This window comes from Acinetobacter sp. PFS20 (assembly GCF_052261015.1).
In the GTDB taxonomy this organism is placed as follows: domain Bacteria; phylum Pseudomonadota; class Gammaproteobacteria; order Pseudomonadales; family Moraxellaceae; genus Acinetobacter.
The window spans coordinates 2,431,827-2,444,911 of the sequence record NZ_JBPVZE010000001.1 but is presented as its reverse complement, the minus strand read 5'-3'; the positions used below and the strand labels follow the sequence as shown (position 1 = coordinate 2,444,911).

Sequence of the window (13,085 nt, the reverse complement as noted above, 5' to 3'; positions counted from 1 at the left end):
TGAATTAAAAAACTTCAAGAGTTAGTTTTGTTAAAGGAACTTAAATATGGAAAAAGGAGTTCGACATATTTACGAGTGCTCCAAAGTCCAATGCTTTTATGATGTGAATCTGGGGCCAAAAACGGGGTCAGCTTGCAAATTTTTATAGCAAGATCACGTGATTTCTGAACACGCTCTTGGAGTGCATCTAGTTCGCCATCGGAAATATAGCTAAAGAGATAGTCTTGAATGCGCTGGCTATTCTTTAACTCCCTGCTATAGGCCAAGAAGTTAGAAGAATGATCACTACCTGCAATCCAGTCATGAATAATTTGACGTTCTACAGGGTTAAATACCCCAAACATTTTTCCATTTTCTTCATTAATCATTCGCCAGAACACACTTTGTTCTGGGTCGGTATTAAATTTAATCCACTTGTGATCAATAAGATGTGTAACCAGCCCTTTAACGTCTTCTGGATTTGATAACCATTGGTTAATCGTTTTACATCCAAACTGTCTAGTTTCGTTATGAATGAGCTGACCCACGAGCGCTTTTCTTTTTAAAATTTTAAGGACCAAATCTTCAAGATTTAAATTTTTAATAATTTTTGAAGATGAAACACCATGACCATTAAGCGCAAAACCGCGCTTCAATTTATTAAAGAAAAGTTCTTTATCTCTGTATTTATCGTAAATATTCTCTATAACTTTAATTGCTTTATCTGCATGCCCGTTATCAATGTTATCGATAGTGATGTGCAAATTAAAATATTTAGAATCAATACCCAGTTCCGCAAGCTCATAATTACTGATGAGTAGGTGCAGTGGTAGTTGCTCATAACCTAAATTAAAGCCGACAATTTCAGGAATGAACTCAGGTGGAGCATAACCAAGCGCCAGCTGAATCACGGCATTATGATAATATTCATCCTCTAAAAGCAGATCAAAACTATCAAGTCCGAGACCACGTAGCAGGTCATCATAGATACAGACATGGTTTGCTTTCGGCTCACCTAGTCCCAGCTCTTCCAAATAAGTAATAATGAGGTCATGAAAAACCGGATCATTCCAGTAGTGAACTGAACTATATAGCCATGCACCATCTACTTTTTTAGTTGGAGAAACCTTAATTAAAAATTCGAATGCCTGACCAACATTCTTAAAATACTCTCTTTCACCCCCGTTTTGTCTACGGTTTAGGTAAGTCTGAAATAATTCACAATTTTCTTTATTATCATTCTCACACCATTGTTTAACCGTATTTATAGTGGCAGGAAAATCAATTTCCTTTTGATCTATTTTATCAATTTCTTCATTAAGAAAATCTTTTGCTTTCTTTTCTTTTTCAAAACTAGAAATATCAGGATCAAGGAAAAAAACAAATAATTCGTAATAGTTTTGTTGATTATCTTGTAATAAGTCTAATAATCTTTCTTTCACTACAACAGGCATTTCTATTCTCCTTTAGTGAGATATAAATTACCATACTTCAGCTAAACTATAATCCCAGTCTATCTTTGTTATATTACGTTATTAAGAAATAATCTATAATTTTAAAATCATTAAATTTCAATTACATAAGAAATAACACAAAATTACATTCTCACCTTTAGAATTATTTAACCATCTGTTTTTATAAAAAATATATAAACAATAAATTTACATTACATTTGAGTTACTTTAAAAATCATAAAGTTTAAAAAGTTAACAAAAATAAATTAAAAATAATCTTATAACTAAATTAAAAACAGTTTTAAGGAGAAAACCAATGTTTAATTCATGTTGCAAATTACTCGCACAAGAAAAAATTAAAATTGCACTTTTTGAAAGTGCTTCGGCGGGCTATTTAGCTTATCGCTTCTCTTTAAGCCCCTACTCAGGTGATATTCTTATTGGAAGCTTAGTCAGCTATGACTTACGTGTCAAAGAAAATACACTTCATATCTCACCTGAACTTATTGAAAAATATACACCTGAATCGATGCAAGTCACTATAGAGATGATCAAAAAAGGCAAAGAACTCCTACATGCCGATCTTTATATTGCCTGCACAGGCCTCTTAAAAAAAGGAGGTTCTGAGACTAAAGAAAAACCTGTAGGCACCTTTTTTTATTCTATTTATTATAAAAATAATTTTTATAACTTTAGACGACTATTTAAAGGCCCACCATGTCTTAAAATTAGACAACTTATTTATTGCATTTCTAAAGATATAGAATACATAATATTAGATAATAAAAAATAAATTCATTTTAATAAAAGATAACATATACACATTTAGAAATGACCATAGCATTTATTTAACACCACTTTACTCAAATGTAATTTTATCTATCTTCATATTAATTATGTTTATTGATAAAAATTACACTTTATAGAAATCAAGGTTTTATTTAGTTTTCAAAGTTACAGTTAAATATAGGGTAACACCCCAAGGCTACACATTAAAAATTTTCATGTTTTAATAAAGCTATCTGAAGCTCTCAGATAAAACACACATCATAAATGATATGAGGTAATTAAAGATGAGCACTACTAATAATCAAAGCAATCAACGCGATAATCAACAGCAACAACAACAGCAAAATGACAACCGTAATAATCAGCAACAGCCAAACGGCAACCAACAGCAACAAAACAATCAGCAGCAACAACAGCAAAATGACAATCGCCGCCAACAACAAGGCTCGAATCAAAAAGATTCAGGGCAACAAAACTCAAATAACAATAATCAGCAACGCTAATCCGATGCTGACTTAAATGTCATTTGATGCGGTCATTCATTTTATTTAGGAAGGTGCCCTCACCTTCCTAAATTTACCATAAGCATAAAATTAAATAAGATGAGGAAAAACTGATGACAGATCAAAATAGCGATCACGCACGACTGCCAGCCGGCGACCATAATTATTCTGACACTTATTGGCGCGAAAGTTACCTTACTCGTCCTTATTATCAAGAAGCTCAGCTTACTACTCCCGATCTCGATTATGACCGAGACTTTTCGACAGCCTATGAATTAGGACATCGTGCACGTGCTGAATCGGAACAAGGCACTCAGTTTGAAGATGTCGAAGGCGGTTTGGAACAAAAATGGGAAGAACTCAAAGCTGAATCTCGTTTAAAATGGGAACATGCTAAACAAGCAATTAAAGATGCATGGAATGGAAGATAAGTTGTTTTTATAACATTCTCTTTTGGTCCAAAAACTAAGAGCCTACTTCCGATTGGCCCTCGGAAATAGGCTCTTTTTTATATGCCACTATTTAACTTTCTTTTTTCTTAAAATATTCAATAATTTCTTCTCCATTATTAACTGGTTTTACCGGAGAAGAATGTGTTTCTTCATAGGCGTAGTCAGGTAAAGCAACTTTAGTTTGAATAGGCGGTAATTTTTCCTGCCCGCCTGTAGTAATTCTTTCAATAAAACCTGCAAGCCACAGTACAAATTCTTGTGTATTTTTACTCTTTGGAATAAGGCTTAAATCCAATTTAATTTTAGATTCTTGCAAGGGTTTAATCAGTAATTCAGCAAAATCAATGTAATTGTATAAAAGCTTAAGCTTTGTCCCCTTAAGCTCATGTCTGAGTTCAATCATCAAATTATTAAGATCCTCCATAGGCTCATCTGTAAAGCCTTTTTTTTCTTTAACATTTTGATAGATTCTCTCAGCTATTCTTAAGTACTGGGGCATATCCTTACCTTTATAAAACTCTCATCATTAAAATGAATTTTGGATGAATATAAGTAATTTATTGTGTTTATTTTATTAATTTTTTGAAACTATAATTTAATAGCGAAACAATTCAGTAACAACAAATTGTTAAAAAGATAATATCAACCTAATTCATTGATTAATTTTATCTTTTTATATAATTATCTTTTTTATTGTGTTACATATTTTATAGAAAATAACGATAAAAAAACTCACGTAAAAGTGAGTTTTCTTAGATGAAATAATTATGAGTTTTTATCCATTTGTTGAGGAACGGTCGGATCATTAGAGCCATGTGTTCCATCATCATCTGTTGAATGTCGATCTTGGCAAGCGCTCATACCCATCGCGATTGCAAATACTGTACTCACTGCCCAAAAAATTCTTAACATTGAGATCACCATGATTAATCTTAAAATCTAAGCTTATGAATAACATTATCTTCTGTTGACCTACCGCAGTGGTTCTCTTAACTTTTGTAGATTATGCAAGCTTTTGTAAAAATCAAACTTAAATAAATGATCAAAAAATATCATTCTTGCAATTGATATTTTAATTAAATTTTGGCATTAGCTAATTATTTCAGTTTGTCATATTCATGAAAGTAAAATTATTCATCCTTTCCGAGTTTGTGTCTTATTAAGTCAATGATTACAAACAATATATAAATTAACAATTAATAAATATTTGATATATAAACATTAAAACTCAATTATAAAGATTAGGTATAATAATTAATCAAACCTTTAAATACCAAATAATCAGTTATTTTATTAATCAAAATTTAAAAATATTAATATTTGTTTATATAAACCAATCTTTTATTTTTGCAATTGACCCGCTTTAACGCTCAGCTTATGATGCTCCCGCTGACCTATTTTGTCAGTCGGTTTTAGCAGACCGTCTACCTAAGTGCACTAAAAACACGTTTTTTGGTGTGGAGCCCCTCGTGCCTTTGACGGAGGAACGGGAGTGGGACACCTTCGGGTGTGCTGGTTTCTTAGGTATCAGTCTGCTAACCCTCTTTCGTTTCACCACCATAATTAATAGCAGTGATTGGGCGTAACTTCTTTTATCAAGGAGTCTCTAATGACTATTATTTTATATCATTTTATTTTTCTTCATCTTTATTATCTTATCGTTCAGCTTAAAACACTTTTAAAGAATTCTTGCCATCTTTTCACCTATCCAAACTTTTATCTTTATACGGAAAAAATCTCCAGATTTAACGCCAATTAAAGATTAGAACATCTCTATACCAAATCGAACGATAACAACAACCAACTAAGAGCAATTATGATGTTTTTTTTATATCGTATTGTTTTAATGTGCACCCTATTAATAAGTTCTATAAGTTTATTAGGTTGCAGATCTATCAGTAAAAATGAATTTAACAGACATTGTGTTTGGGCAGGACGTGCACTTTCACAATGCAACTGTATTTATAACTCTTTAGAAGAACATTATTCGCCACAATTTGTAGAAAACTTACCTAAAGTAAGCTTACAAAATATTGATGCGGATATGCACTTTGTGGAAACGATGAATGAAACCATGCACCAATGTCAGTTAAGTGCCAGAAAAAACTTAATTAACTAATCTTTGCCTGTTCTACCAAGAAATCTAAAAATGCCCTTACGCGTTTAGGAACATATTTGTCATGTCCTATCCAAACAGCATGAAATTCTTCAGAAGCATTGATATTCCAGTCTTCAAGAATTTTAACCAATAGTTTTTGCTCTAGAGCTTTTCGGACTTGGAACTCATTGAGCTGTGCAACGCCAAGACCTGCAAGTGCTAACTGTAAGATTGCTTCTCCATGATTTACTCTCAGCACTTGAGTAGGTGCAAGCGTGATTTCTTGCTCGTCTTTTTTAAAGAACCATGTTTTATTCTGGCGCTGATAACTTACATCTAAAAGCTGATGTTCATAAAGCTCTTCTGGGTGATGCGGACAACCATACTTTTCAATATATGCAGGTGAACAGACGTAATGTTTCTGCGTGCTTCCGAGTGAGCGAGCAACCAAATTTGAGCTTTTTAAAGGTCCTGTCCGAATTGCAACATCAATCCGTTGCTCAACTAAATTAATGACTTCATCACTCAAATGAGCCTCTAATTCAATTTGTGGATAGCACTCGTTAAATAGAGAAATACAAGGCAATAAAAAATGTGTCCAATATGAAAGACTGGTATGAATTCTAATTCGCCCTTGCGGCATGTGATTTGCGGTAACTGATTGCTCTAGTTCATCTAAGTTATTGAGTATGTGAATGCCTTGCTCATAAAACTGACATCCTTCACTGGTAAGCTGAAACTGGCGTGTTGAACGGTTAAGCAACCTAACGCCAAGTCTTTTTTCCAACCGAGAAATTAACTTACTGACCGCAGACGGCGTCATGTCACAAGCTCTTGCAACGGCAGAGAAACTTCCAAGCTCGACCACTCGAATAAAAATTGCCAACTCGCCAGACCGATTAATATCAAAATATGACATAACAACATCTATTTATGAATTTCATTCACAAATCTTATTCCGCTTATGTCGCTATAACAAGCCAGCAATTTGTTTCAAGATAACTTTAATTCGTTTTAAAGAGTTCACGAGATGAAACTTTATCAACCCGCCCTATTCTCTCTCGTTTTATTTACGAGCTTTGCACAAGCAGAAGTACAAAAGCGCCAATGGATTACCACTTGGGCAGCCAGCCCCCAAAAAGTCTGGAATAAAGATTTCGTTTTTCCAACCAATATTCCAGATCAAATATCTAATCAGACCATCAAACAAATCAGCCAAATTAGTTTAGGTGGTGAAGCCGTTCGGCTCATTTTTACCAATCAATATGGGGATCAACCGTTATCTATTGATAAAACTACTGTAGGACTAATCAAAGGAGAAAGTCTTAAATCAAAGAGTGCTTATCCAGTTTATTTTTCTGGAAAACTTAAAGCACAAATTTTACCTGGCAAACAACTGATTAGTGATCCAATCCAATTACCAGTTCCCGATCATGCACAGTTAATGGTAAATACCTTTATCCAAAAACCAACGATCTTTAAAACTTTTCACTGGGATGCTAAACAAACCAGTTGGATTATTGCTGGTAACCAGGCCGCGAACTTAAATACACCTAACAGTGCCAAAACAACAACTGCACGATTATTATTATCTGCTATTGAAGTAAAACCGAAGCGTAAAGCACATGTTGTTGCAGTCATTGGAGACTCAATTACCGACGGCGCAACGGCGACTTTAGATGCAAATACGAGATGGACTGACTTTTTAGCTAAGCGCTTATCTACACATCAAGTGGCTGTCATTAATAGTGGAATTTCAGGGAATCGATTACTTAACGACGGTATGGGCGACAGTGCTTTAGAACGCTTAAAAAAAGAAGTATTTCAATATTCTGGAGTGAAAACATTAATTGTTCTGGTGGGTATTAATGATATTTCATGGCCCGGTACAGCTTTTGCACCTAAACAACAAATACCATCGTTTGAAGCACTCACTCAAGGTTATAAACGTGTTGTAGATGAAGCACATCGCCAAGGTATTCAAGTAATTGGGACGACGTTACTTCCCTTTTCAGGTGCCTTACCCAACACTCCTCTTGATAACTACTATCAACCGAATAAAGATCAATTACGTCAAAGCATTAATCATTGGATGAGAACCAGCAAAACATTTGACGGCGTACTTGATCTTGAGCAAGGTTTAAAAGACCCTAAACATCTTGATCAATTAAACCCAATTTATGATTCGGGAGATCATTTACATCCTAATGATCGCGGTAATCAACAAATGGCAAATCTGGTTGATGTAAACCAATTACTTCATAAATAAAACGCCAGATATAGGTAGGAATTTACTCCCTACCTATATCAATATTGATTAATTACCTTCTAACTCGGCGGTAAGCTTTGGCGTAATAGGCGGTTCAACGGCATGTCGTCGAAGCACCATAACAGCGAAAAGTGCTAAAATCGCAGGGATTGCGATCATCACAAAATTCATCTTATGCGGTAACTCTAGAACTAATAACATGCCCGTTAAGATTGGACCAACAATTGCCCCAATACGACCAACACCAGAAGCACAGCCAATTCCAGTAGAACGCACACTTAATGGATAATATTGCGCTACATAGCTATAAAGCAGAATTGAGGTACCAATCGTTGCCGCTCCTGCCACAGTGACCAAACCATATAAAACATAGGCTGGTGACTTGAAGCCTAAACCTACCAATGCCAGAACACCCGCCAGTAGCATTCCCATAATTACAGGTTTTAAGTGGAATTTATCAGACAAAATACCGCCGCCGATTGAACCGATCATCGCGCCAACATTTAGAGCAAGCAAGAATAAAATACTCTTCCCGAGTGAATACCCTGCTGCAAGCATGAGTTTTGGTAACCAACTACTTAAGGCATACACCATGAGTAAGCACATGAAGAACACGAGCCAAAACATGATTGTATTGAATGCACGGCCTTGTTGAAATAATCCCTTTACAGAACTGCCTGTTGGAACATTATCTTCATTAAGCACTAATTGCGTATGGGTTGTTAGTGTTTGTTCAGGTGAAATTTTTTGAATAATTTTATGTGCCTGTTCAGTTTTACTAGTTTTAACTAAAAAAGTTAATGACTCGGGTAAAAACTTCCAAATGACAGGTAATAAAAATAGTGGAATACCGGCAATTAAAAACATAATTTGCCACCCCTGACTTTCAACCAAATAACTACCAATTAAGGCTGAAAGAATTCCTCCAATCGCATAACCACTAAACATGGTCCCTACCAGAGTACTGCGTATACGTTTAGGTGCGTATTCCGAGGTCAAAGCAACTAGATTTGGCATCACCCCACCAATGCCTAGTCCTGCCAAGAATCGAAGCACCCCAAACTCAAGTGGGCTTGATGCAAAAGCACCTAAAAAGGTGAAACCACTAAAAAGAGTGACACAAATTAAAATCACATTTTTACGGCCTATTTTGTCTGCCAAAGTTCCAAAGAACATTGCCCCAAACATCATTCCGCATAGTGCTGTACTTGCTAACATCCCCGCCTGTACAGCCGTTAATGACCATTCTTGCATTAGCAAAGGCAGTACAACGCCATAAATCACCAGATCATAACCATCAAAAACAATAATTAATAAACACCAAAGCAAAATGCTCCAGTGAAAAGGGGTAAATCGGGCCTGATCAATAACTTCATTTACATTTAATTTAGATGTTGTCATTTACTCACCTCCTCTGTGAGATAAATTCATATTTAATTTTTTAAAACGACATATTGCACCCTAAAGAAAAAACAGATTATTCAAGGTTTTGTTGAATAAATTAAAAGTCATAACTCGCCATCATATTGAAGCGGTTATCAATCCCGTTACGGCCATCAAAAGTTTCTCGCTCGCCATACACATATTCGACCCCCAAAGTAATTGGCTTGTAAGGGTTATACAGTGCATTTATCCAACCCTGCCAAAGCTCTTTGTTTTGAGTGGTGCTATTACGTTGTAATTCGGCAAAACGGTTATCATCTTTGGCTTTCATATAGCCATAAGCTAAGGTTGAACGAATTTGTGGCGTGAATTGATGAGTGATACCGAAAGAAACGGTGTCAAACTCATTGCTATGCATATTATTTTGATCATCTATTACATAGCCGCTGTTACTCCATAGCAAGAAACGCCCATCTCCTTTGACATGGTAATAATCGGCTTTGAGTAAGGTGTCGGGCGTAATTTGATATTTACCGCCGAAGCCCACCCCCCAAGCGACTTGCTCATCATTATTAGTTCTTTTTTCGGCAACTAAACTACGGGCAGATAACATCGAACCATTGGCAAATTTATGATTTAAGCGTCCTACCAAAGCTGGTAAGCGCATTTTATTGTCAGGGTCAGTTGTCGCAGTATATTTCGGGTCTTCAACCGATATTGCAAAACTCGTATTGGCAGTTAAGTTATCGCTATAGCGTACGAGCGGTGATCTTAATAATGCACTGCCTACAAATGTGCCTGCATCAATCGTTTCCGGATAATATTCAGGTGCGATAAATGTTGACCACGTTTGACCGATGAGCCATTTATCAAAGGTTAAATAAGCATGGCGTATCCGAAACTGATCACGAGTTGCAGCTCCAAAGAAGTCCATTTCCAGTTTCCCGCCCACATCACCCATAGCAGTTGGGGTTTTAAAATTCAACCCGAAACGTGTCACATTAACGGTACTGTGTAATTGGTCTTTTTGAGCAGATTCTTCTGGCGTATTTTCGAGTGGAACCCCGCTAATATTGTTATACATGGTAGAAGCCCCCTTCATTTGATAAGAAGCATCTGCCCGTATATATCCATATAAGTTAAATTCTGCGCCAGACTTAGTTAACACTTGTTTTGTAGGCTGAGCAGCTTGGGGTGTTGCCGAAGTTGCTAGCTCCACTCTTTGTTGCGTTAAAGATTTTTGAGCTTGTATATTTGCTTGTAGCATAGCCCGTAGTTCTTTTACTTCTTGACGAAGTTGTTCTATTTCAGGATTTGTTTGACCTGCAAAAGCAGAAGACACAAACAGAGTCACAGAAATTGCCAATAGGCTTTTTTGAACCGTTGTATTTAAAGCATTTATCATGAAATTTTCCTTTTTTGATCTTTAATTAGACTTAAAGATCTCGACATCCTTTTTGTTATGTACCTATCTAAAACAGGCCCTTAAACATCAGACTTTCTTCCTCTAGAAAGTCTTCCATCATATTTTTTAGACAAAACCTCCCTTAAGCAGCATTGAGGCCACTTTTTAATGTGTTATAGGTAAAGCTAGTTCTTCTAATTTTTTTCGTTTTTTATATTCTCTTCCTCATTGAGAATATTTAGGTGTTAAGACAACATTCCTTTGTCTCTACTGACATTATTTTTTTGCAATAAAACCCTGATAAGTCAAAATTTGCGTATACGACTGTACGCTCTCGAAACCAGTTTTTTGCAAAAGCTTTATATATCCTTCTGTCGTTAAGCTAAAAAAGTCTTGTGCCATACGCTCTAACATTTTCTGACATTGCTCCTCCGTTAAACCTTGAGCCAAGCATAAATAACGTAGTGCCTGAAGCTGCTGTGGGTTTACACACGTCATTAAATCGTAAGTAAGTAAAACTGCTTTTTCTTTTAAGCGATCATAAATATCTTTAAAAAATATAGGTTTTATATCGTCTGCAATAAAATGCGCCACAAGAATAGAAAGTGCAGCATCAAAGCAATTTTCCAGAGGCAAAGCCGAAGTTTCATCATGTACAAAGGTGACTTGTGAAGATTTATCTAAAAGTTCAACCTGTTCTTGGGCTTTTTGCAGCATGATTAAAGATGGATCAACTGCTGTAAATTTCCAGTTCGGATGTCGTTTAAGTAAATATTCGAGTTCATACCCCGTACCACAGCCCACAATTAAGATATGAGCATTTGGTGGCAATACCGATTGTAAAATGGCATCCACCTGTTGATGGATGACTTCATAACCTGGAATTAATTTACGAATATGTTCGTCATATCCTTCGACTACTTTGGGGCTATTAAAGTCTTTTGCCATTTTGTTTTATCCTCTATTTAAACTGCCTTTAAATTTATAGTTTGCTGCACTTTGAACAGGCTTTCGACTTCTTTAATCAAAGACATTTCCAGTTAAGTTAAGTTCAGCTCGCATAATTTCCTGCAATTTAAACTTTTGTGCTTTGCCTGAAGCGGTCATTGGAAACTCATTAAAGAATCGGACATAGCGCGGCACTTTATTATGAGAAATGTGCTCTTTACAGAATTGGCGAATACTGTTTTCATCAATTTGATGATGTTCATGCAAAATAATACAAGCACAAAGTTCTTCGCCATATCTGGCATCTGGTAAACCAATGACTTGCACATCACTTACATCTGGATGGGTATATAAAAAGTCTTCAATTTCTTTTGGAAAGAGATTTTCCCCACCACGAATCACCACATCTTTAATACGGCCTTTAATTTTAATAAAACCGTCTTGATCCATTTCGGCAATATCACCCGTATGCATCCAGCCAGCCGAATCAATAACCTCTTTGGTCTTTTCTTCCTCACCCCAATAGCCAGCCATCACTGAATAACCGCGAACGCATAGCTCACCCAAAGTTCCTTGCGGAACAATCTGCCCTTCTAAATCGACAATTTTAATTTCAACATGCGGATGAACATGCCCGACTGTGCTTACTCGTTTATCAATCGAATCATTTACAGAACTTTGTACACTCACTGGCGAGGTTTCAGTCATGCCATAACAAATGGTGATTTCAGACATATGCATACGGTCTATCACACGTTGCATAATTTCACGTGGGCAAGGACTACCTGCCATAATGCCTGTTCTTAAGCTTGATAGATCAAATTCATTAAACTGCTCATGCTCTAAGGTGGCAATAAACATGGTTGGCACGCCATACGCTGCCGTGCAACGCTCTTGATGAATCGCTTTTAAAGTTTCTAAAGGATTAAATACCGCCGATGGATAGACCATGGTTGACCCATGTGTTACACATGCCAGATTCCCCATCACCATGCCAAAACAATGAAACAACGGCACAGAAATACACACTTTATCTTGAGGGGTTAATCGAATCCCTTCACCAACAAAATAGCCATTATTTAAAATATTATGGTGGGTCAACATGGTCCCTTTAGGGTTACCTGTTGTACCTGAGGTAAATTGAATATTAATCGTTTCATCAAACTGATGTTGCTTCGCTAATTGTTTTAATTGTTCAAGCTGCTCAGAAGTTGGTGTAGTAACTAAATCACTAAAGCGATGAATGCCCGTATGTTGTTGGTCATCAATTTTAATCACAAATTTTAAATGTGGCAGTCGCGCTGAACTGAGCACTTTGTCTGGACTATTGGTTAACTCAGGGGCAATTTTCGTGAGTAGTTCTTGGTAATCAGTCGTTTTGAATTGAGAAGCAATAATCAATCCTTTGCATGAGACTTTATTCAACACATATTCAAGTTCATGGCTTTTATAAGCTGTATTCAGGTTGACTAAAATAATCCCTGCTTTAAAAGCTGCAAATTGGGTTACCGTCCATTCCACACAGTTAGGTGACCAGATGGCTAATCGATCTCCTTTTTTTAATCCCAACTTTAAAAGGCTACAAGCAAAAGCATTTACTTCATCCTGTAAAGCTTTATAGGTTAATCGTCTGTTTTGGTGGAAACTGACGATGGCTTCCTTTTCTGCATATTGCCGACAGGCCTGATCGAATTGTTCACCAATGGTCATACCCAATAAGGGCTGTGCGCTTGGTCCCGAGGCGTAGCTTAACCGTTCTTGTTGCATTGAATCATTCTCCTTGATTCTTGTAATTCTCTTCTTAC

At 36.2% G+C, this 13,085-nt stretch carries 13 protein-coding genes; 5 read left to right on the top strand and 8 right to left on the bottom strand.

The annotated features are described in order from the left end of the window. Positions 1-14 precede the first annotated feature (14 nt). Positions 15-1,433, bottom strand: coding sequence for an iron-containing redox enzyme family protein (locus ACS125_RS11505; RefSeq protein WP_443272220.1), 1,419 nt, complete (start codon positions 1,431-1,433; stop codon positions 15-17). A 316-nt stretch (positions 1,434-1,749) separates the two neighbouring features. Here ACS125_RS11505 and ACS125_RS11500 point away from each other — a divergent pair, with 316 nt between their 5' ends. The 3 genes from ACS125_RS11500 (at position 1,750) to ACS125_RS11490 (ending at position 3,156) form a co-directional block, all read left to right on the top strand. Then, on the top strand, positions 1,750-2,226 hold the full coding sequence (locus ACS125_RS11500) for a CinA family protein (RefSeq protein WP_238611079.1): 477 nt from the start codon (positions 1,750-1,752) through the stop codon (positions 2,224-2,226). A 280-nt stretch (positions 2,227-2,506) separates the two neighbouring features. Beyond that, a complete protein-coding gene (locus ACS125_RS11495; RefSeq protein ID WP_004793047.1) occupies positions 2,507-2,725 on the top strand; it encodes a hypothetical protein in 219 nt (72 codons plus the stop codon). A 113-nt stretch (positions 2,726-2,838) separates the two neighbouring features. Further along, positions 2,839-3,156 carry a hypothetical protein gene (locus tag ACS125_RS11490; RefSeq protein WP_004793048.1) on the top strand — a complete coding sequence of 106 codons (318 nt, stop codon included), beginning with the start codon at positions 2,839-2,841 and terminating at the stop codon, positions 3,154-3,156. A gap of 91 nt (positions 3,157-3,247) precedes the next feature. Here the strand turns inward: ACS125_RS11490 and ACS125_RS11485 are convergent, their stop codons facing one another. Then, on the bottom strand, positions 3,248-3,676 hold the full coding sequence (locus ACS125_RS11485; RefSeq protein ID WP_004793051.1) for a hypothetical protein: 429 nt from the start codon (positions 3,674-3,676) through the stop codon (positions 3,248-3,250). A gap of 266 nt (positions 3,677-3,942) precedes the next feature. After that, a complete protein-coding gene (locus tag ACS125_RS11480) occupies positions 3,943-4,089 on the bottom strand; it encodes a hypothetical protein (protein WP_081399535.1) in 147 nt (48 codons plus the stop codon). 904 nt (positions 4,090-4,993) lie between these two features. Here ACS125_RS11480 and ACS125_RS11475 point away from each other — a divergent pair. After that, positions 4,994-5,296 carry a hypothetical protein gene (locus ACS125_RS11475; protein WP_312823580.1) on the top strand — a complete coding sequence of 101 codons (303 nt, stop codon included), beginning with the start codon at positions 4,994-4,996 and terminating at the stop codon, positions 5,294-5,296. Here ACS125_RS11475 and ACS125_RS11470 read toward each other — a convergent pair. After that, positions 5,289-6,194: a LysR family transcriptional regulator gene (locus ACS125_RS11470; RefSeq protein WP_312823582.1), complete on the bottom strand. Its 906-nt coding sequence runs from the start codon at positions 6,192-6,194 to the stop codon at positions 5,289-5,291. The two genes, ACS125_RS11475 and ACS125_RS11470, sit on opposite strands and share 8 nt — an antisense overlap. A 111-nt stretch (positions 6,195-6,305) precedes the next feature. Here ACS125_RS11470 and ACS125_RS11465 point away from each other — a divergent pair, with 111 nt between their 5' ends. Then, complete coding sequence (locus tag ACS125_RS11465; RefSeq protein ID WP_443272216.1) at positions 6,306-7,544, top strand: SGNH/GDSL hydrolase family protein; 1,239 nt, start codon at positions 6,306-6,308, stop codon at positions 7,542-7,544. 48 nt (positions 7,545-7,592) lie between these two features. On the opposite strand, the gene ACS125_RS11460 is transcribed toward ACS125_RS11465, so the two are convergent. The 4 genes from ACS125_RS11460 to ACS125_RS11445 all read right to left on the bottom strand — a co-directional run bounded on the left by ACS125_RS11460 (position 7,593) and on the right by ACS125_RS11445 (position 13,047). Continuing rightward, positions 7,593-8,945 (bottom strand): MFS transporter, encoded by a 1,353-nt coding sequence (locus ACS125_RS11460; protein WP_443272214.1) that lies wholly within the window; start codon positions 8,943-8,945, stop codon positions 7,593-7,595. Positions 8,946-9,045: 100 nt separating this feature from the next. After that, complete coding sequence (locus tag ACS125_RS11455) at positions 9,046-10,329, bottom strand: DcaP family trimeric outer membrane transporter (protein ID WP_443273959.1); 1,284 nt, start codon at positions 10,327-10,329, stop codon at positions 9,046-9,048. A gap of 279 nt (positions 10,330-10,608) precedes the next feature. Beyond that, entirely contained in the window at positions 10,609-11,280 is a 672-nt protein-coding gene (locus ACS125_RS11450; protein ID WP_443272212.1) for a class I SAM-dependent methyltransferase, read from the bottom strand. 72 nt (positions 11,281-11,352) lie between these two features. Then, the gene (locus ACS125_RS11445) at positions 11,353-13,047 is read right to left on the bottom strand and encodes an AMP-binding protein (protein ID WP_174759482.1); all 1,695 of its coding nucleotides are present in this window, start codon (positions 13,045-13,047) and stop codon (positions 11,353-11,355) included. Positions 13,048-13,085 lie beyond the last annotated feature (38 nt).

What these genes read in the sequence shown, in the direction of transcription:
- ACS125_RS11505 (WP_443272220.1), bottom strand. Translation starts at nt 1,433, where the DNA reads ATGCCTGTTGTAGTGAAAGAAAGATTATTAGACTTATTACAAGATAAT.
- ACS125_RS11500 (WP_238611079.1), top strand. Translation starts at nt 1,750, where the DNA reads ATGTTTAATTCATGTTGCAAATTACTCGCACAAGAAAAAATTAAAATT.
- ACS125_RS11495 (WP_004793047.1), top strand. Translation starts at nt 2,507, where the DNA reads ATGAGCACTACTAATAATCAAAGCAATCAACGCGATAATCAACAGCAA.
- ACS125_RS11490 (WP_004793048.1), top strand. Translation starts at nt 2,839, where the DNA reads ATGACAGATCAAAATAGCGATCACGCACGACTGCCAGCCGGCGACCAT.
- ACS125_RS11485 (WP_004793051.1), bottom strand. Translation starts at nt 3,676, where the DNA reads ATGCCCCAGTACTTAAGAATAGCTGAGAGAATCTATCAAAATGTTAAA.
- ACS125_RS11480 (WP_081399535.1), bottom strand. Translation starts at nt 4,089, where the DNA reads ATGTTAAGAATTTTTTGGGCAGTGAGTACAGTATTTGCAATCGCGATG.
- ACS125_RS11475 (WP_312823580.1), top strand. Translation starts at nt 4,994, where the DNA reads ATGATGTTTTTTTTATATCGTATTGTTTTAATGTGCACCCTATTAATA.
- ACS125_RS11470 (WP_312823582.1), bottom strand. Translation starts at nt 6,194, where the DNA reads ATGTCATATTTTGATATTAATCGGTCTGGCGAGTTGGCAATTTTTATT.
- ACS125_RS11465 (WP_443272216.1), top strand. Translation starts at nt 6,306, where the DNA reads ATGAAACTTTATCAACCCGCCCTATTCTCTCTCGTTTTATTTACGAGC.
- ACS125_RS11460 (WP_443272214.1), bottom strand. Translation starts at nt 8,945, where the DNA reads ATGACAACATCTAAATTAAATGTAAATGAAGTTATTGATCAGGCCCGA.
- ACS125_RS11450 (WP_443272212.1), bottom strand. Translation starts at nt 11,280, where the DNA reads ATGGCAAAAGACTTTAATAGCCCCAAAGTAGTCGAAGGATATGACGAA.
- ACS125_RS11445 (WP_174759482.1), bottom strand. Translation starts at nt 13,047, where the DNA reads ATGCAACAAGAACGGTTAAGCTACGCCTCGGGACCAAGCGCACAGCCC.